The organism is Pseudomonas sp. AC070, assembly GCF_979258635.1.
On sequence record NZ_OZ409871.1, the window covers coordinates 2,889,898 to 2,908,250 of the forward strand.

At 63.2% G+C, this 18,353-nt stretch carries 16 protein-coding genes; 4 read left to right on the forward strand and 12 right to left on the reverse strand.

The features are described 5' to 3' along the window. Positions 1 to 74: 74 nt before the first annotated feature. The 5 genes from ACZZ0Q_RS12810 to ACZZ0Q_RS12830 form a co-directional block, all read right to left on the reverse strand. The gene (locus ACZZ0Q_RS12810) at positions 75 to 1,091 is read right to left on the reverse strand and encodes an aliphatic sulfonate ABC transporter substrate-binding protein (RefSeq protein WP_463560633.1); all 1,017 of its coding nucleotides are present in this window, start codon (positions 1,089 to 1,091) and stop codon (positions 75 to 77) included. A 226-nt stretch (positions 1,092 to 1,317) separates the two neighbouring features. Continuing rightward, on the reverse strand, positions 1,318 to 3,738 hold the full coding sequence (locus ACZZ0Q_RS12815) for a TonB-dependent siderophore receptor (protein ID WP_463542056.1): 2,421 nt from the start codon (positions 3,736 to 3,738) through the stop codon (positions 1,318 to 1,320). Positions 3,739 to 3,804: 66 nt separating this feature from the next. After that, positions 3,805 to 4,770, reverse strand: a complete 966-nt coding sequence (locus tag ACZZ0Q_RS12820) for a FecR domain-containing protein (RefSeq protein WP_463542055.1) — start codon at positions 4,768 to 4,770, stop codon at positions 3,805 to 3,807. Further along, positions 4,767 to 5,288 (reverse strand): sigma-70 family RNA polymerase sigma factor, encoded by a 522-nt coding sequence (locus ACZZ0Q_RS12825; protein WP_463542054.1) that lies wholly within the window; start codon positions 5,286 to 5,288, stop codon positions 4,767 to 4,769. The genes ACZZ0Q_RS12820 and ACZZ0Q_RS12825 overlap by 4 nt, the downstream gene beginning before the upstream one ends. 111 nt (positions 5,289 to 5,399) lie before the next feature. Further along, a complete protein-coding gene (locus ACZZ0Q_RS12830; protein WP_463542053.1) occupies positions 5,400 to 6,206 on the reverse strand; it encodes a cyclase family protein in 807 nt (268 codons plus the stop codon). A gap of 78 nt (positions 6,207 to 6,284) precedes the next feature. Between ACZZ0Q_RS12830 and ACZZ0Q_RS12835 the strand changes: the two genes are divergently transcribed. Then, complete coding sequence (locus ACZZ0Q_RS12835; protein ID WP_463542052.1) at positions 6,285 to 6,680, forward strand: carboxymuconolactone decarboxylase family protein; 396 nt, start codon at positions 6,285 to 6,287, stop codon at positions 6,678 to 6,680. Between the two features lie 9 nt (positions 6,681 to 6,689). On the opposite strand, the gene ACZZ0Q_RS12840 is transcribed toward ACZZ0Q_RS12835, so the two are convergent. The 4 genes from ACZZ0Q_RS12840 to ACZZ0Q_RS12855 are packed head-to-tail and all read right to left on the reverse strand — an operon-like array spanning position 6,690 to position 11,709. Further along, positions 6,690 to 9,056, reverse strand: coding sequence for a CehA/McbA family metallohydrolase domain-containing protein (locus ACZZ0Q_RS12840; RefSeq protein ID WP_463542051.1), 2,367 nt, complete (start codon positions 9,054 to 9,056; stop codon positions 6,690 to 6,692). A 43-nt stretch (positions 9,057 to 9,099) separates the two neighbouring features. Further along, positions 9,100 to 9,849: an ABC transporter permease gene (locus ACZZ0Q_RS12845; protein ID WP_463542338.1), complete on the reverse strand. Its 750-nt coding sequence runs from the start codon at positions 9,847 to 9,849 to the stop codon at positions 9,100 to 9,102. Between the two features lie 20 nt (positions 9,850 to 9,869). Then, positions 9,870 to 10,859: an ABC transporter substrate-binding protein gene (locus ACZZ0Q_RS12850; RefSeq protein WP_463542050.1), complete on the reverse strand. Its 990-nt coding sequence runs from the start codon at positions 10,857 to 10,859 to the stop codon at positions 9,870 to 9,872. 13 nt (positions 10,860 to 10,872) lie between these two features. Further along, on the reverse strand, positions 10,873 to 11,709 hold the full coding sequence (locus ACZZ0Q_RS12855) for an ABC transporter ATP-binding protein (RefSeq protein WP_463542049.1): 837 nt from the start codon (positions 11,707 to 11,709) through the stop codon (positions 10,873 to 10,875). Positions 11,710 to 11,849: 140 nt separating this feature from the next. Between ACZZ0Q_RS12855 and ACZZ0Q_RS12860 the strand changes: the two genes are divergently transcribed. From ACZZ0Q_RS12860 to ACZZ0Q_RS12870, 3 genes are read left to right on the forward strand one after another with little or no spacing between them, the layout of a single operon-like run. Further along, the gene (locus ACZZ0Q_RS12860; RefSeq protein WP_463542048.1) at positions 11,850 to 12,578 is read left to right on the forward strand and encodes a GntR family transcriptional regulator; all 729 of its coding nucleotides are present in this window, start codon (positions 11,850 to 11,852) and stop codon (positions 12,576 to 12,578) included. A gap of 50 nt (positions 12,579 to 12,628) precedes the next feature. Continuing rightward, entirely contained in the window at positions 12,629 to 13,639 is a 1,011-nt protein-coding gene (locus ACZZ0Q_RS12865; RefSeq protein ID WP_463542047.1) for an ABC transporter substrate-binding protein, read from the forward strand. After that, on the forward strand, positions 13,636 to 14,481 hold the full coding sequence (locus tag ACZZ0Q_RS12870) for an ABC transporter permease (protein ID WP_463542046.1): 846 nt from the start codon (positions 13,636 to 13,638) through the stop codon (positions 14,479 to 14,481). The genes ACZZ0Q_RS12865 and ACZZ0Q_RS12870 overlap by 4 nt, the downstream gene beginning before the upstream one ends. Here the strand turns inward: ACZZ0Q_RS12870 and ACZZ0Q_RS12875 are convergent. From ACZZ0Q_RS12875 to nirB, 3 genes are all read right to left on the reverse strand, one after another. Further along, entirely contained in the window at positions 14,478 to 15,164 is a 687-nt protein-coding gene (locus tag ACZZ0Q_RS12875; RefSeq protein ID WP_463542045.1) for a substrate-binding periplasmic protein, read from the reverse strand. The genes ACZZ0Q_RS12870 and ACZZ0Q_RS12875 overlap by 4 nt on opposite strands. A gap of 275 nt (positions 15,165 to 15,439) precedes the next feature. Continuing rightward, complete coding sequence (nirD, locus tag ACZZ0Q_RS12880) at positions 15,440 to 15,787, reverse strand: nitrite reductase small subunit NirD (protein WP_463542044.1); 348 nt, start codon at positions 15,785 to 15,787, stop codon at positions 15,440 to 15,442. Then, on the reverse strand, positions 15,787 to 18,351 hold the full coding sequence (nirB, locus tag ACZZ0Q_RS12885; protein ID WP_463542043.1) for a nitrite reductase large subunit NirB: 2,565 nt from the start codon (positions 18,349 to 18,351) through the stop codon (positions 15,787 to 15,789). Before nirB ends, nirD begins: the two co-directional genes overlap by 1 nt. Positions 18,352 to 18,353: the final 2 nt, after the last annotated feature.

Genomic DNA, 18,353 nt, shown 5'->3' on the forward strand with positions numbered 1-18,353 from the left:
GGGTTGGCCCTAATGGATGCAACTACCGCCGTACCATCATTCGTGGAGGAGTTCTGTTGGGCGGCAAGGGTCGTTTACTTGGCCGCAACAGCCTGCTTGCTGAACGACGGTTCGATCAGTTGATCCACCACGGCGTTCACGTCCACGCCTTTGCGTACCAGTTCTTCGGTCAGCAGAATCGGCGCGGCGGCTTTGAGGGCGGCGATGTGTTCGGCACCCGGTTGCGAGTTGCTGAAGTCGGTGCGTTGCAGTTGCAGCTTGGCGACGTCCAGCGGCAGGCCGGATTCTTTGGACAGAATCTGGGCCAGCTCTTCGGGGTTTTCCTGCGCCCATTTGCGCGCTTTTTCGTAGGCGGTAATCACTTTGTCGATGGCTTGCGGGTACTGCTTGGCGAACTTCTCGGTGACGTTGATGACGCCGTAACTGTTGAAGTTGACGTTGTGGTACAGGATGCGCGAACCGGCCTGCAATTGGCTGGCGGCCAGCAGCGGGTCGAGGCCGGCCCAGGCGTCGACGTCGCCTTTTTCCAGGGCGGTGCGGCCGTCGGCGTGTTGCAGGTGCACCAGCTCCACGTCGTTTTTGCTCAGGCCGGCTTGCTCCAGGCTGCGCAGGGTGAACAGGTACGGGTCGGTGCCTTTGGTGGCGGCGACTTTGTGGCCTTTGAGGTCAGCGACGGTTTTGATCGGCGAGTCTTTGGCCACCACCAATGCGGTCCATTCCGGGCGGCTGGCGATGTACACGGTTTTGATCGGGCTGCCGTTGGCGCGGCTGAGCACGGCGGCCAGGCCGGCGGTGGAGCCGAAGTCGATGCTGCCGCTGTTGAGGTATTCCAGGGCGCGGTTGCTGCCTTGGCTGAGGGTCCAGGTCACTTTGCTGCCCTCGCCCACGCTCTGTTCCAGCCAGCCGAAGTGTTTGAGCACCAGGCTGGTCGGCGAGTAGTAGGCGTAGTCCAGGCGCAGTTCTTGGGGCAACGCGTCGGCGGCCTGGGCGGTGTGCGCAGCGCCAAGGGCGGCGATGGAAGCGCCCAGCACCAGGCCGGCAGCGGAAAAAAAACGAGCCAGGCGGCGCGTGCGGTACGGGGTGCTAGCCATGGAAAAACTCCTTGTGATGACGGGGCGACCGTTCTTTGCTTATGCCTAAAAAGAAGGACTAAGCAGCGAGTCGCTGTTCACAAGGAATATTGCAGCACTCATGCCAACCCCTGCAGCCCAGAGGCGGCGCGGGGTTGAGCACGTTGTGCGGTCATGTTTGCTGTTAGGTGGCCAACAGCCTGTTGATCCGGTGTTGCTCTAGCAACAGTTGCGCAACAAACAGTGGTCAGAAACCGAGGGTGGCGGAGACCAGGTACGTACGAGGCGTCGACAAACTCAAGCCCGGTTCGCTGTCGTCAGAGGCGCCGGCTGAGGCCCAGTAGCGCTCGTTCATCACGTTCTCGATGCCGGCGCGCAGGGTGATGTCTTTTTCTGCCGCTTTGAAGGCGTAGCGCGCGCCGACGTCGTAGCGTTCCCAGCCATCGATTTGCTTGCTGTTGGCCTGGTCGAGGTACTGCGAGCTGGAGTGGATGCCACGCGCGGTGAGGGTCAGGCCCGACACGCCGGGCACGTCCCATTCGGCCCCGAGGTTAACGTTGTATTCGGGTGTGGCCGGGGCGCGGTTGCCGTCTGCCACGCCTCCGACGGTGCCGGTCAGTTCGCTGTCGATGTACATCAACCCGCCCATCAGGCGGAAGCCTTGCAGCGGCTCGCCGAATACGCTCAGTTCGATGCCTTTGTTTTCACGCTTGCCGTTGGGGCCGAACACCCGCGAGGTGGCGTTGGTTTCGTAGGCTGGCTGTTTGATGCGGAACGCGGCGGCGGTCAGGGCGAAGCTGCCGAGGTCGTACTTGGCGCCCACTTCCACCTGACGGCTGATAAACGGCGGGAAGATTTCATCGGTGTTCACCGACGTCGACGGGGCGATCTTGCCCTGGCTCAGGCCTTCCATGTAGTTCGCATACAGCGATAGCTCGTCGGTGAGTTTGTACAGCACGCCACCGGAGGGCGAGACCTTCTCTTCGTCGTAGGCGGTGTCGCCTTTTACGTCGTTGCTCCAGTCGTCCACCTGCACCCGCTGCCAGCGCGCGCCGAGGGTGAGCAGTAAACGGTTTTCGAAAAAGCCCAGGGTGTCCGACAGCGCCACGCCGCTGAAGCGGTTCTCGGTGTACACCTCGGCGTCGGGGCGAATCGGCGTGGTCGGTGTGGGCGTTTGCACCGGGCTGTAGAGGTTGCTGGTGGCGTTGGCGTAGCGCGCGCCGCCGTTGGTGAAGTCCATGTAGAAGTAGCTGGCCGCAAGGTTCAGCTCATGGCTGACCGGGCCGGTGTCGAACCAGTTGCGCACGCCGGCGGTGGCGGTGCGCACCGACTCGTCGCGGGTGAAGTCACGGGGCTGCACAACAAAGGTGCCGGCGTCGTTGTTGACCGGCACGTTGTGGCGCAGGAAGTCGTGGTTACTTTCCCGCGCACCCACAGCGCCGTAGGCCATCAACGAATCGCTGAGGTCGTACTCGGCGTTTACCGCGCCAAAGGTGTCTTCGGTGCGGGCTTTGGTCCACGACTGCGCGTAGTTGTGGCGCACGTCATCGGCGTCCGGCACCTTCGCAGCGGCGCCGACCAGCACACGTTCCTGCGGCGCATCGGTGTCGCGTTCGGTGTGGCCGATGTCGGTGGACAGGCGCAGGCGCTCGCCGCGAAAGTCCAGGCCCAGCACGGCCATTTCGCGGTCGACGCTCTGATGATCCCACTCGGTGTCACCGGACTGTTTCACGCCGTTGAAGCGCAGCCCGAACTGGTTGCCTTCGCCAAAGCGCCGGCCGATGTCCACGGCGCCGCCGACCTGGCTGTCGGAGGCGTAGCTGCCGGTGAATTCGGTCAGTGGCTTGTCGTCGGCGCGCTTGGCCACCACGTTGATGCCGCCGCCCACGCTGCCGCGCGGAGAGATGCCATTGATAAGCTGGCTCGGGCCTTTGAGTACGTCGACGCGATCGGCCATTTCCATGTCGATGGAGTACGTCGGCAAGATGCCGTAGAGGCCGTTATAGGAAACGTCGCTGTTGAACAGGCTGAGCCCGCGAATGGTGAACTGCTCGAAGCGGCCACCGGCCGGGTTGGTGGCGCGCACGGACGGGTCGCTGGCGACCAGGTCGTTCAAGGTCCGCGCCTGCTGATTCTTCACCGCCTCGCTGGTGTAGGTGGTCATGCTGAACGGCGTTTCCATAAAGTCGCGCGAGCCAAGCAAACCTTGCGAGCCTCGGCGGGCGATCTGGCCACCGGCATAGCGCTCAGCCTCGGCGGCGTGCTGACCGCCGGTGATGCTGGTGGGCGCAATTTCCACGGCGCTGCCCACGGGCGCAGTCGGCACCACGGTGTAGGCACCCTCGCCCGCTTGCTGCAGCTGCAAGCCGCTGCCTTGCAGCAAGCGCGCAAACCCTTCTTCCACGCCATAGTTGCCGGACAGGCCGGGACTATTGCGGCCGCTGACCAGAGCCGGGTCGACTGATAGATTCACACCGGCCTGACTGGCGAAGCGGGTGAGCGCACTGCTCAGGCTGCCGGCGCCAATCTGCACGCTGTGGCGAGCGTCGTCGGCCAGGCTGGGCAAGGCGTGCAGCGCGCTGGCCAGGCTCAGGATCAGGCCCAGTTGCGACAGCGGGCGCAAGGCGAAAGGCAGACGGTTGGGACGATGAGGCTGGACGACGGACATGGAAGAACGCTCTCGATTCAATTCACTTGCCTGGAATGACCGGCGAGATGAAAAAAAGGGACAGCCTCAGCCCACATTATTGTTGCGCGGCGCTTTTTTCGGCAGCAGCGTCACCCAGTAACGCGTGCGCGATTGCACCTCCACCGGCAAGGTGGCGGCCAGCAGCGCCAGCACCGTGTCGGTGTTGTCGAGGCGGAAACTGCCGGTCACCCGCAGCCCTTCCAGCTCCGGCGACCAGCGCAACAGCCCTGGTCGAAAACGGCTCAACTCACGCAGAAAATCGCCCAGCGCCTGGTTGTCGGCGACCAGCACGCCGTCGCGCCAACCCGGCTGCGACACTTCAAAGCGCCGCACCGGGCTGATGCCGCCGACGTTCACGTCTACCTGCTGTCCTGCGCGTAACACCAGCGGCGCACCGTGCAAGGGCTGCACGCTGACCTCGCCCCCGTACATCGACACGTGGCAGGCGTGCTCATTGCGGCGCACGCACAGCTCGCTGTTGGCGACCGATAGTTGCCCGTACGGCAATTGCACGGTCAGCGCCTGGTTGCCGGGCACCGTCAATGCCAACTCGCCGCGCAGCAAGGTGACGGTGCGTGTGGCCAGGTCGAGGTTCACGGCGCTGTCGGTGCTGAGTTCGACGGTGCTGCCATCGGCCAGCCTGTGACGGCTGCGCTCGCCGATGGCGGTGTGCAGGTCGGCGCTCCAGACGTCCAGCGGCAATTGGCGGCTGATAAGCCAGCCGGTTGGCACCAGCGCTGCCACCGCCAAGGCGCGTTTGAGCGCGGCGCGGCGGGCCAGGTCCGGGCGGTCCAGCGTGGCCATGGCCAATTCTGGCGGCACGCCGCTAAAGCGTTCGCGCAGCAATTGGGCTTTCTGCCAGGTGGCTTCGTGGTGGGAATGGCTGTTGCGCCACTGTTGCAGGCGGCGATGGTCGTCTTCGGTGGCGGCGCCCGACTCCAGCAATGCCAGCCAGCGCGCAGCGGCGCGGGCCACTTCCACGGTGTCGCTTGCCGGCAAGGCGCGCATCACAGCTCCACCAGCAAGCAGTGTTCGTAGGCCTGGGCCATGTAGCGCTTCACCGTGCGCTCAGAAATGCCCAACTGCTCGGCGATGTCGCGGTAGCCAAGGCCATGCAACTGGCTTAACAAAAACGCGCGACGCACCGGCGCTGCCAAGCCATCGAGCAGTTCGTCCAAGGCATGCAGGGTTTCAAGCAGCAACCAGCGCTGTTCCGGTGACGGCACGCATTCTTGCGGCAGCTGCGCGAGCGCTTCCAGATACGCCTGTTCCAGGCTGCGGCGGGTGTAGAAGTTGCTCAGCAGGCGCTTGCCGACGGTGAGCAGATAGGCGCGCGGCTCGCGTAAATCGGCCAGCGGTTGCGCGCTGGAGAGCACGCGCAGGAAGGTGTCCTGGCTGATATCCGCCGCATCCCACGCGTTGCCGACGCGGCGGCGCAACCAGCTTTCCAGCCACGTGCGGTGCTCGCGATACAGCGCGGTCAGGCCGGGCTCCGCCCTGTGCTGCGGCGTTGAGGCGACTTCAGTCATAGCGAGAGGCTCTGCCTACGAAACAAATGAGATTGATTCTATTTAAGGCAGAGCGTCATACCAAGCGATTTTATAAATCCAGGCGTTTAAAGCACCGCTGAAAACCCGATGCTACGGCAGGATGGCAAACACTCGCGCCGGAAAGCCGCTGCCCTTTTCGATTTTTGCAAAGCTCACCACAGCCAGCGCACCGGCCTCCGGCACTTGGTAGAGGTTGTCGAGCAGCTCGATCTGGTAGTGGTTTTTCCCAAGGATGTACGACTCCAGCGAGTAGTCGTCTTTGCTGGTGGCAATGCCGGGATCGGTGTCAGTTGTTTCATGGCCGGAGGCGGTGATTTTTCGGGTTTCGTACAGGTACACCAGCACCTCTTTGCTCCAGCCCGGATAGTGCGCCACGCCTTTGTCGTCGAGGTTTTGAATCTTGTCCTGGCTCGGCCAGCGCTTGGACCAGTCGCTGCGCAGCGCCACAAACGCGCCGGCGGGGATGGCGCCGTGGCGTTTTTCCCAGGCTTTTACATCGTCGAGGGTCACGGTGTAGTCCGGGTTCTTTTGCACCTGCTGGTGAATGTCCAACACCACCAATGGCAGCAGTTGCTCGGTCACCGGAATCTGGTCGACGGTGCGCAGGCCGGTGTGGAAATGCGCGGGCGGATCAACGTGCGTGCCCCACTGCCCCACGTGGGAATACAGGTCCACCTGGAAGCCGTCTTTCTCGATGGTGTAGAGGGTTTTGCGCTGCGCCGGCTCGAAGCCTTTCCAGTGCGGAATCTGCTCGTTATAGCTGTGGGTGAGGTCGACCCACTTATGGCTTTTCAGCGACTCGTACACGTTCCATAAACTGGGCTCGGCGGCGCTGGCCGTGGCGGTGTACAGGGGCAGTAACGCGGTGGCGGCTAAGGCCAGAATGCGCAATGACATCGGTTCATCTCCTTGATAGCGTTAAAGCAGACGGTAGTTTCCATTCGGCTCAACGCAAAAAATATTAGGAATAAGAACATGACGTCCAAGCACTTAATCGAATATGAAAATGCCAATGCGCGCGTACGGGCGGTGTACGACGACATCAAGCAAACGCGCCAGGTTGATCAGGTGAATAACTTCTGGAAATGCATCGCCGCGCACCCCGACACCCTGGAGCGCACCTGGCAGAGCCTCAAGCAGGTGATGGCCCCGGGCGCGCTGGACGCCCTGACCAAAGAGCTGATTTACGTCGCCGTCAGCGTCACCAATAACTGCCCGTATTGCATCGGCTCGCACACGGCGAGCGCGCGCAAAGCGGGCATGACCGACGAGATGTTCGGCGAGCTGCAGGCGGTCATCGGCATGGCCAACGAAACCAATCGCCTGGCCACTGGCTACCGCGTGCCGCTGGACGATGCCTTTAAAGACTGACCGCGCGCCTTACACGCTGACAAACACCGCCGAGGTCCAAACCCGCGACTGGTCGCGCTGGCGTGCGGTGATAAACAGCGGGTGCTCGCGGGCCGGGTCCAGCGCCAGTTCGTCGAGCCCAATACTGCCCTGCACCTCACGTGGCAACGGCTGCTCGGTGATGCGTTCCAGCGCCACTTGCAGTTCGGCGCCCGGCAGTTTTTCCACCACCGCGCCCTGCTCCAGCAGCTGCTCGCCCGACACCTGCGCGCTCACGGTCGGGGCGTGCACATGGGGATGGGGCTGCAGCGCATCGCCCACTTTCACGTAAGCGTCTACGCGGCTGGTGAGGCTGATGCGCGCGCCTGCCAGTTGCGACAGCTCGATTTCCAGGCTGTCGGTGTCGCCATTGGTGTCGGTGCGAAAGGCAAGCGTGGTGGCGTTTTTGCGCCACACTGTTTGTTCCGGGTGATCGGCGCCGAGGAAGTTGAAGCCGTTGATGACGGCGCCCGTAATCTCGATTTCGCCGCTCCAGTACGCACCGCGATAACGGTCTTTAATCCGTGCGCCGCCCAGGCGAACCCGCACGCGGCGGCTGGAAAGCCCCGCTTCTTCATGCAGGTTGCGCGACCAGATGCACTGTTCGCCGTCGAACAGTTCCACCTGCTCCCAACCGGCATCGCCAAGCAGGCGGTAGTCCAGGGTTTGCCCGGCTTCAGCGCGCAGCACGTCACCCATCAGGTGTGAACCGACCTTCACCACGCCCACGCTGCGTTCGCCGGTGGTGGCAAAGGTGTGCCGGGCGCGCAGTGCTTTGCCGACGCCGGCGCGGTCGAAGCTGTCAGCGAATACGCCGGTGAGGCCGCCGCGCGAACCAAACACCGCCGTGGCCGGCACGCCGCCGCCGCAACGGCCTTGGTGCTCGTCACTGTTGGCCGCCGCGCCAACGCGATAACCGCGCTGCAAGGCTTCGGCATACACCCAATGAAATTGGCCCCAGGCCGAGCCCACTTCGATCAGGCGTTCGAGCTCCGGGTGATGCCAGTCCAGGTTGCAGCGGCGCCCGCCCACGTGCGGCATCATCAAATGCCCTTCGGGATTTTTCGCGTAGGCGGCGTACAGCTCATCCACCGGCCAGGCGCCAGGTTTGATGGTGCCGGCGGTGAATTCATTCCATTCGAACGAGCGCACCAGACGCCCTTGCGCGTCGAAGGGAAACTCCGGCTTGCCGTCGTGCAGGAACACCACGTTGCGGTCGCCACCGGCGCAGGAGTTGCCGCACCACTCGGTGCCTGGGTAGCAGACGAAGCGCCCCGGCTCGTTGAGTTCGCCGATCAATGCCACGGCGGCGTCCCAGCGTTTTTCGGTGATGTTGAAGTCGTTGGCGGTGTAACCCAGCACGTCGAGGCCGGCCACGTCGCGGCCATAGCTGAGGTTATAAAGCGTGTCGTTGGTGCCCACGGTGTCATCGGAATGCACGTGCAAATCGGCATACAACGGGCGAATGCCGGCGCCCGCCTCGTCCACGGTGATATACGCCTGCGCCGGGGCGATGCCCGCCTCGTCGGGCTGCACACTTACGGACCACTCGCCCACCTCCTCCAGCTTCAGCGCGGGCACCCGAACCACCGCCCAGCCTTCGCCCGCCAAGGTAATCGGCAGCGCCAGGCTGCCGCGCGGGCCGTTAAGCAGCAGCGTGCCGGTCAGCGGTAGGTTGCGGCAGGTATTGCCCCAAGCGTCGTCGGCGCGAATCAGCACATCGAACGGCTGCCCCTGGCTGACCAGACGCGGCACGATCGCCAGTACCCGCTCCGGCACGCCGGGCACGATATCGAGCAGCAAATCGCCCGGCACTTCGGCAAATTTCGAGCTGCCCAGCGGGTCGATAAACAGGCGCAGGCGGAAGTCTTTTTCAACAAAGCTCTGCACCCGCGTGCCCGCCCCGCCTTGGCGACGGTCGCCGATGCGGATAACGATGCGGTCGCCAGGGTTGAGGTAGCCGTCCACGATGTCGATGAGGATGGCTTTCTGAAACGGCCGCTCGTGGCCCTTCTGGTCGAAGCGCACGCTCAGGTGCTGCACGGTGGCCGGGCTCTGCCCTGGCACCAGCTCGCCGGCCTGGTATTCGGCACTTACGTAGTTGGCGGCGCGGGGATCGGAGGTCTGAAACAGCGCCCAATCGGAGTAGAACTTGAACGCCAATTTGAGCCAGGCGCCGTCGGCCAGGCCACTGGCACCGACCTCGTACACGAAGGTGATTTCGTCCCACTGACCGGCCACCAGGGTTTGGCGGTCGCAACGGATGCTGCCCAGAAACGGCCGCGCCTTATTGCGCGCATACAGGCCGACGGGGGCGGTGTATTCACCGGCTTCACGGGGATCGAACGTCTGGCTCACGGTAAGTCCTCTTGATCAAAAAAGAATGCAGCGGCGCGCCCGTTCAGGCGGCACGCCACGCTTGGTAGTGACGCTCGATGCGGCGGAACACCAAGGCTTCCATCAGCCAGGCGAGCAAGCCGATCAACACGATGCCCAGCAGCACCTGGCTGCTGTTGCCGATCTGCCCGCCCATCGACACCATCCAGCCGATGCCTTGCGAGGCGCCGATCATTTCGGCGGCCACCAGCGCACGCCAGCCCTGGCTGAAACCAATGCGCAACGCGGCGGTGAGAAACGGCAGCGACGCCGGCAAATACACCAGGCCCAGCAACTGCCAGCGATTGGCGCCCAGGGTGCGCGCGGCGCGTACTTCGCCGTCGCGAATACCGAGCACGCCTTCCTGAATGGTCACGGCCATGGGGAACACGGCGGCGATAAAAATCACCAGCACGATGGAGAAAAAGCCAAAGCCGAAAATAATCAGAATCAGCGGCGCCCAGGCAATCGGTGGAATGGCCATAAACAGGCTGTTGAGCGGCGAGATGAAATCGCGAAAACGCCGCGACAAACCCGCCGCCCCGCCCAACACCACGGCCACCACCACCGCACTGAAAAAACCGGCCAGCTCCTCAAGCACGCTGGCCTTGAACTGCTTCCACAGCGAGCCGTCGTCAATCCAGCGCAGCGCTTCGCCTGCCACGGTCCAGGGCTGCGGCAGCACGTAGCTGGGAAATCGGCTGGCCAGGGCAATCCACACCAGCAGCAGAAACGGCAGCGAGGCCCAGCCCCAGTTCGGTGTTGGCAGTGACAAGGTGCGCTTCATGGCTGGGCTCAACGCGAGGCTTTTTGCAGGTACGAGGTGTCGACCAGATCCTTGAGGGGAATCTGCGCGTCCATGAATTTCAGTTCGTTGGAGTAGTTCATCAGGCGCTGGATAAACGCCAGGTCCGAGGCTTGCAGGTCGGCCGACCAGCCCAGACGCTTGCGCGCTTCGGCGACGATTTCCACGCCGCTGACGGTGCTGCCGTCGGCGCGTTGCACGGTTTCCAGCTTGAAGGCCTCGGCAATAATTGCGTTGGCCTCAGCCGGGTGCTCGTTGAGAAAGGCGATGGCCTTGCGGTGGGCGCGCAGCAGTTTCACCACGTCATCGGGGCGTTGCTGCAAGGTTTCCGGCAGACCGATCACCACGTACCACGGGTAGTTGGGCAGCGCCTGGTTAACGTCGAGCAACAGTCGCGACGAGCCGCGCAACAGCGCCTGGCTGACAAAGGGTTCCCAGGTGAAGGCCGCATCGACAATGCCGCGCTCCAGCGCCGCGTTCATATTGCCGGGCGGCATGTCGACGATTTCGACGTCGGTGTCCGGTTCCAGCTTGGCGTTTTCTTTGAGCACGTAGCCGCGCAGCAGCACGTCCATGCCGCTGCCCTTTTTCACCCCGGCCAGCTTGTGGCCTTTGAGTTCGGCGAGGCTCTTGATTGGGCTGTCGCTGCGGGTCAGCACGGCGGCCTGGCCGTAGTTGACCTTGGCCAGAATCACGCTCTTCAAACCGCGTGCGTACCACTGATACACCGGCGGCGTGCCGACGTAAGCCACATCCAATTCATGGGCCGCGAGTGCCTGTTGAATCACCGGACCGTCGCCCAGGGCTTTGATGTCCACCGCCAGGCCTTCGTCGCGGTAGTAGCCCTGTTTCTCGGCGACGATAACCGGCGCGTTGGCCATGGCCATCACGTAGCCGATACGCAGCGGTTCAGCGGCCTGGGCGCCACCCAGCCAGGAAGTAGCCGCCAGCGCGACGGGCAACAACAGTGCTTTGATCATGGAATTCTCGATATCAGGAAGTGAGTTCAGGAAGCGACGGCGACTGCGCCATGACGTCGCCGATGCGTTCCATCAGCTCGTTGCGATAGTCGAGAAAAGCCGGCAAGCGGCGGGTGTCACGGTTAGTGCGGGGGCGCGGCAAGTCGATGGCGAGCTCGCTGTGAACGCCCCCTGGGGCAATGTTCAGCACCACCACGCGGTCGGCAAGAAACACCGCTTCGTCGATGTCGTGGGTGATGAACAACACGGTCTGGCCAAGCTCGGCCCACAGCCGCAGGGTTTCTTCATTCATGGCGTTGCGGCTGATGGCATCGAGCGCAGCGAACGGTTCGTCCATCAGCAGTACCTGCGGCTCCAGCGCCAGCGTGCGGGCCAACGCCACGCGCTGCTGCATGCCGCCCGACAGCTGACGCGGCAAGCGCTCGGCAGCCGCTTCCAGGCCGACCAACCGCAGGTAATGCAGCGCCTTTTCACGCTGCGCCGCCACGTTCTGCTCGCCGGCCACACGCAAACCGAAACGCACGTTTTCCAGCGCGCTTAGCCAGGGAAACAGCTGCGGGCTTTGGAACACATAACCCAGCGCCGGCAACTCCGGGCGCGCCGCTTCACCGTGCACCAGCAAGCGCCCGGCCTGGGGTTTCTGGAAACCGGAAAGCAGGTTGAGCAAGGTGGTTTTGCCGCAACCCGACGGCCCAAGAATGGCCACGAACTCGCCTGGCTTGGCGCTCAGGCTGAAGTCGCGAAACACCACGTGGCCGTTGGGGTAGGCGAAATGCGCGGCATCGACCTGCAAGGCGGGCTGTGGCATGGCGAACTGTGGCATGGCGAGTTGGGTCTGGAATCGGGACATGGCAGGCGCCGTAAGGTCATTTATACTGTCTGTAGTCGTCATAATACGTATTAATACAAGTTAGCCCCAAGACTGAAAATTCATAACCTTAGAAGCACAGGGCCAACTGCCATGTCCTTCATGCTCTGGACGCCTCAACCGTGACCTTGCAACGCGACAGTTCCACCTCGCTTTACGAGCAGATCGCTCACCAATTGCTGACTGAAATCCAGCAAGGCCACTTTGGCGCGCTGGGCAAATTGCCGTCGGAATCGGAGTTGGTTGAGCGCTTCCAGGTCAGCCGCGTGACCATCCGTTTGGCCCTCGCCAAGTTGGGCGATGACGGCGTGGTCGAGCGCAAACAAGGCAAAGGCACGTTCGTGGCCGCGCAACAGGTGCGCCACGACCTCGACGCCCTGCGCAGCTTTCACGACTCGCTGGTCCTGCAAGGCTTGGCGCCGACCATGCGCCTGCTCGCCCATCGCCGCGTGGCGGTGCCGGACGAGCTGACCGCGCTGTTCAGCGAGGCCTGCGTGATGGTCGAGCGTTTGCACTCTGTGGACGACGAACCCATCGCTTTCGCCCGCAGCTACCTCACCGCCGAGCTCGCTGGCGTCGACTGGCCCAGCGTCGAACAAGAGCCGCTTTACTCCGTGCTGGAGCGCGTCACCGGCAAACCCGTGGTGCGCGCCGACATGGCTATTCGTGCCCGCGAAGCCGACAAAAAACTCGCCGAACACTTGGGCATCAAACGCGGCACGGCGCTGCTGGTGATGCAGCGCACCTCGTGGTTCGACGAGCAGCAATGTTGTGATCGCACCACCTTTTACATCCGCCCCGAACGCTATGAATTTGTTCTCAGCGGCGTGTTCAAAAACCGTCAGGCGTAAAAGAAATCGCCTAGGATTCGCAACGACTCTCCGCACAAAAGGAACGCGCGATGCATTCGATTACTCGCTGGCTGGGCGGCGCTGCACTGGCTTTCACCTTGTTAATGCCAACGGCGCACGCGGCCGAGCCGAAGCCGATTTACTTCGGCAACCTCACCTGGGAAAGCGGCAGCCTGATCACCGAAGTGCTGCGCGTACTGGTGGAAAAAGGCTACGGTTTGAAGACCGACACCCAGCCCGGCAGCACCGTCAGCCTGGAAGTGGCCCTGGCGCGCAACGACATTCAGGTGATCGGCGAAGAATGGGCCGGCCGCAGCCCCGCCTGGGTCAAAGCCGAGGCCGAAGGCAAAGTGTTTGGCCTGGGCGACATCGTTAAAAACGCCGATGAAGGCTGGTGGGTGCCCGACTATGTGATTCACGGCGATGCCGCCAAAGGCATCAAAGCCGTGGCGCCGGACTTGCGTTCAGTCAGCGACCTGCCCCGCTACGCCGAGGTGTTTCGCGACGCCGAGCAACCGGAAAAAGGCCGCTTCCTCAACAGCCCCGCCGGCTGGACTTCGGAAGTGGTGAACACGCAAAAACTCAAAGCCTATGGCCTGACCGACAGCTACGTGAACTTCCGCACCGGCTCGGGGGCTGCGCTGGACGCGGAAATCACCTCGTCCATTCGCCGGGGCAAACCGGTGCTGTTCTATTACTGGTCGCCCACCCCGTTGATGGGCCGCTACAAGCTGGTGCGCCTGGAAGAACCGGCCTTCGACGCCGACGCCTGGAAAACCCTCACCGACAGCAAAAATCCCAACCCGCGCGGCAGCCGTTCACTGGCGGCGCGCTTGTCGGTTGGTGTGTCGGCGCCCTTCCGTGAGCAACACCCCGAGCTGGTGGCGATGTTTGAAAAGGTCGACTTCCCCATCGCCCTGCTCAACAGCACGCTGGCGAGCATGAGCGAACAGCGCCAATCGCCCCGCGCCGCCGCCGAGGCGTTTCTAAAAGCCAATCCGCAGGTCTGGCAGGCGTGGGTCAGTGAACAAGCGCGCAGCAAGGTCGAGGCGGCGCTGTGAGTTCAGGCTTTCCCGAAAGCCTGCACCACTCGATCGCCGAGCCGGTCAATCGCCTGGTGGATGGGTTGGTCGTCAACTATGGCGACCAGCTGCGGCAAGTGGCCGACACCTTGTTGCTGGGCGTCACCTGGCTGGAAAGCGGCTTGAGCGCCCTGCCCTGGTGGTTGCTGCTGATAGGGGTATTCGCCCTCGCCTGGCACGCCGGGCGCAGTTGGAAACGGGCGCTGGCGCTGGTGGCGCTGATGTTTCTGATTGGCGTGGTCGGCCTGTGGGACAAGCTGCTGCAAACCTGCGCCCTGGTGCTGGTGGCCACCGGCTTGTGCGTGCTGCTCGGCGTGCCCATCGGCGTGCTGCTCGCCTTCCGGCCCACGGCGCGGCGAGTGATCATGCCGGTTCTCGATGTGATGCAGACCCTGCCCAGCTTCGTGTACCTGATTCCCGTGCTCATGCTGTTTGGCCTGGGCAAGATTCCCGCGATTTTCGCCACGCTTATCTATGCGCTGCCGCCGCTGATTCGCCTCACTGATCTGGGCTTGCGCCAAGTCGACACCTCGGTGCGCGAAGCCGCGCGCTGCCTGGGTGCCACGCGCTGGCAAGTGCTGCGCAATGTGGAATTGCCGCTGGCGCTTCCCAGCATCATGGCCGGGCTGAACCAGACGGTGATGATGGCGCTGTCGATGGTGGTCGTCGCCTCGATGATTGGCGCGCGCGGGCTGGGCGAAGAGGTGTTGGTGGGCATTCAAACCCTGGATGTCGGCCGTGGCGTGGAAGCCGGCCTGGCGATTGTGGCGCTGGCGGTGATCATCGACCGCATCACCCAGGACTACGGCCGCCGGACCTAGTTGTCCACCACGAGGCCATGGCGCTCGGCAATTTCCTTGTACACGCCGTTGCGCCGCAGCTTGGCCAGCGCCTGGTTGAAGCGCTCCAACAACTGCTCGGTGTTGGGGTAGTTGCGCGACGTCATTAGGTAGTTGTGGCCGACCGCCAAGGGCGTTTCCAGCGTGTGAAAGTTGCCTTGCTCGTTTGGGAAATTCTTGCGAATCACATCCCAACCCACCACATCCACCGCCGGCGCCAAATCCACGCGCCCGGCGTGCAGCTTTTTGAAACTGGAGTCTTCGCTGGTCGCCAACTCCACCTGCAAGCCGGCGTCGGCCAGCAGCGCCTCGTAGTAATAACCGCGCACGCCGCCGATGCGGTACTCCTGCAATTCGCTCAGGTCGGTAAAGGTGCGCGGGTAACCCTTGTCGACGGGGCTGTAATAAAACAGCAAGGTTTTCTTCGCATACAGCGGCTGGGAAAACAGGAATTTGGCGTCGCGCTCCGGCGTCGGCACGTACGGCATAGTTGCCCACACGTTGGCGTCATCCGTCTCGCGCTCACAGCGCGGCCACGGCATAAAACGGAAGGCGAATTTCACCCCCATTTCCTTGCCCACTTCCGGCAAGAGCTCGGTGAGAAAACTGTTTTTCGGGTTGGCACTGACGAAAGGCGGCAGCTCGCTGGTGGCGATGGTGAGCACGGGCGTGGCGGCCTGCGCCGGGCCACTTAGCGCGGCCAGGCAAAGGATGGAGAGGATGAGCGTTTTGATTGGATTGTCCGCCTGGGTGGCACGCTGGGTGAGTTATAGAACTCTAGACAATTTAAATCTGGGCGGCCGTCAGAACGGTGGTGGATTCGGCCCTCCCCCCTAGCCCCTCTCCCGTAAACGGGAGAGGGGAATTGATCGAGGTTGGCGCGGCATACTCGGTTTAGCCCCCTCTCCCGCTTGCGGGAGAGGGCTGGGGTTAGGGGCCGTTAAGCCAAAAACACCTCCACCACCTCCCCACTCACCCGCACCGGCCACACCTTCAACGCTTGCTCCGGGTATTCCAAGCACGTTCCATCCTGCAAGCGAAAATGCTGCTTATACAACGGCGCCGCCACCACCAGATCCCCCGCCAGGCTGCCAATAATCCCGCGCCCAATCACGTTGGCGCCGGACAACGGGTCGCGGTTTTCCACGGCGAAAATCTGCTCGCCTTCGGGCAGGTAAAACAGCGCCACCTGGACGCCATCCACTAGGGACACCACACCAGAATTGGCCACCAGATCCGCCCGCGCGCACACGCCGGTCCAACCTTGTTCACGTGCCATGGCCTGCATCACACCACCTCCACTGCGTTGATCAGCTTGAGTTCGTCGAGCTGAATCGGGCGAATCTGCCCGCGCTCTTTCACGAAATGAATATCCGGGTCGCCGCCCTTGGCGTTGACGAAGGTGCGGAAGCGTTTGAGTTTTTCCGGATCTTTCAACGCGTTCGCCCATTCGCATTCGTAGCGGTCGACCACCAGTTGCATCTGTGCTTCCAGCTCGGCGGCCAGGCCCAGGCTGTCGTCGATGATCACGGCCTTGAGGTAATCCAGGCCGCCTTCCAGGCTTTCGCGCCACACCGAGGTGCGTTGCAGCTTGTCGGCGGTGCGGATGTACAGCATCAGGAAGCGGTCGATGTAGCGGATCAGCGTCTCGTCATCGAGGTCAGTGGCGAACAGTTCGGCGTGGCGTGGGCGCATGCCGCCGTTGCCGCTGATGTACAGGTTCCATCCCTTCTCGGTGGCAATAACGCCCACGTCTTTGCTCTGCGCTTCGGCGCACTCGCGGGTGCAACCGGATACCGCGAACTTGAGCTTGTGCGGAGAGCGCAGGCCCTTGTAGCGGTCTTCGATAAACAGCGCCATCTTCACGCTGTCCTGCACGCCGTAGCGGCACCAGGTGCTGCCCACGCAACTCTTCACGGTGCGGGTCGACTTGCCGTAGGCGTGGCCGGTTTCAAAGCCGGCGGCAATCAGCTCGCCCCAGATATCCGGCAGCTCATGCAACTGCGCGCCGAACAGGTCGATGCGCTGGCCACCGGTAATTTTCGTGTACAGGTCGTATTTTTTCGCCACCGCGCCAATGGCGATCAGGCCGTCCGGGGTGATCTCGCCACCGGGAATACGCGGCACCACCGAGTAAGTGCCGTTCTTCTGCATGTTGGCCATAAAGGTGTCGTTGGTGTCTTGCAGCGGCACCAGCCACGGTTCCTGAATCGGCCGGTTCCAGCACGAGGCGAGAATCGAGCCGATGGCAGGTTTGCAGATGTCGCAGCCGACATGGCCTTTGCCGTGGCGGGCGAGCATGTCTTCAAAGGTTTCGATGCCGCCCACGCGCACCAGCGAGTAAAGCTCTTGGCGCGTATAGGCGAAGTGCTCGCATAGGCTCTTGTCGACCACCACGCCGCGCGCGGTCAGTTCGTGCTCGAACACCTGCTTGAGCAAGCCCGCGCAGCCGCCGCAGCCGGTGGCCGCCTTGGTTTGCGACTTCAGGCCAGCGAGGTCGCTGCAACCGTTGTCGATGGCGCAGCAGATCGCGCCTTTGCTGACGTTATGGCACGAGCACACGGTGGCCGTGGCGGGCAGCGCGTCCACGCCCAGAGCCGGGGCGGCGGCGCCTTGGGGCAGAATCAGGCTGGCCGGGTCGGCCGGCAAGGTGATGCCGTTCTGCACGTATTGCAGCAGCGTGTCGTAGTAACTGTTGTCGCCCACCAGCACGGCGCCGAGGGCCTGTTTGCCGTCAGCGGAAACGATCAGGCGACGATAGGTGGAGGTGGCTTCGTCGATAAACCGGTAGCTGCGCGCACCTTGCGTGGCGCCATGGGCATCGCCGATGGAGCCGACGTCCACGCCCAGTAGTTTTAGCTTGGTCGACATGTCGGCACCGAGAAATGGCTGGGCGCTGTCGTCGCTCAAGCCCACCGCGTCGCACAGTTGCGCGGCCACGCTGCGGGCCATCTGATAACCCGGCGCGACCAAACCGAAAATGCTGCCGTTCCACGCCGCGCATTCGCCGATGGCGAAAATGCGCGCATCGCTGCTGCGGCACTGGCTGTCGATGGCGATGCCGCCCCGGGCGCCCAGTTCCAGCTCGCAGGCTTTGGCCAGGGCGTCTTGCGGGCGGATGCCGGCAGAGAACACGATCAGGTCGGTTTCGAGAAATTCGTCATGGGCGAAGTTCATGCGGTAGCGGTACTCGCTGCCCGGCGTGATCGATTGGGTGCCGCGCGACAGGTGCACGCTTACGCCCAATTCCTCGATGCGTGCTTTCAGCGCCTGGCCGCCGTGGTCGTCCAATTGCACCGGCATCAGGCGCGGGGCGAATTCCACCACATGGGCTTCAAGGCCGAGCGACTTCAGGGCGTTGGCCGCTTCCAGGCCCAGCAAGCCGCCGCCGACGACCACGCCACGGCGGGCGTTTTTCGCGGCGGCCTGAATGGTGTCCAGGTCCGCCAGGGTGCGGTAGACCAAACGCGAGTCGCCGGCCGCGCCTTCAATCGGCGGCACGAACGGATAGGAACCGGTGGCCAACACCAACTGGTCGTACGGCACGCAGCCATTGGCGGTGATCACTTCCTGGCGGGCGCGGTCGATTTCCAGCACCGGCACACCCAGATGCAGGGTCACGCCGGGCGTCTGGTACAGCGCGGCCTCGCCCAAGGCCAGCGACTCGGCATCGCGGCCGCCGAAGTACTCAGACAAATGCACACGGTCATAGGCGCGCAGCGGTTCTTCGCTGAACACCTGAATGCGGTAATGCGCCAAGGCGCCCCGCTCCACCAGTTGCTCGACACAGTGATGGCCCACCATGCCGTTGCCGATTACCACCAGGGTTTGCAGTTCATTTGTGCTGTTCATAG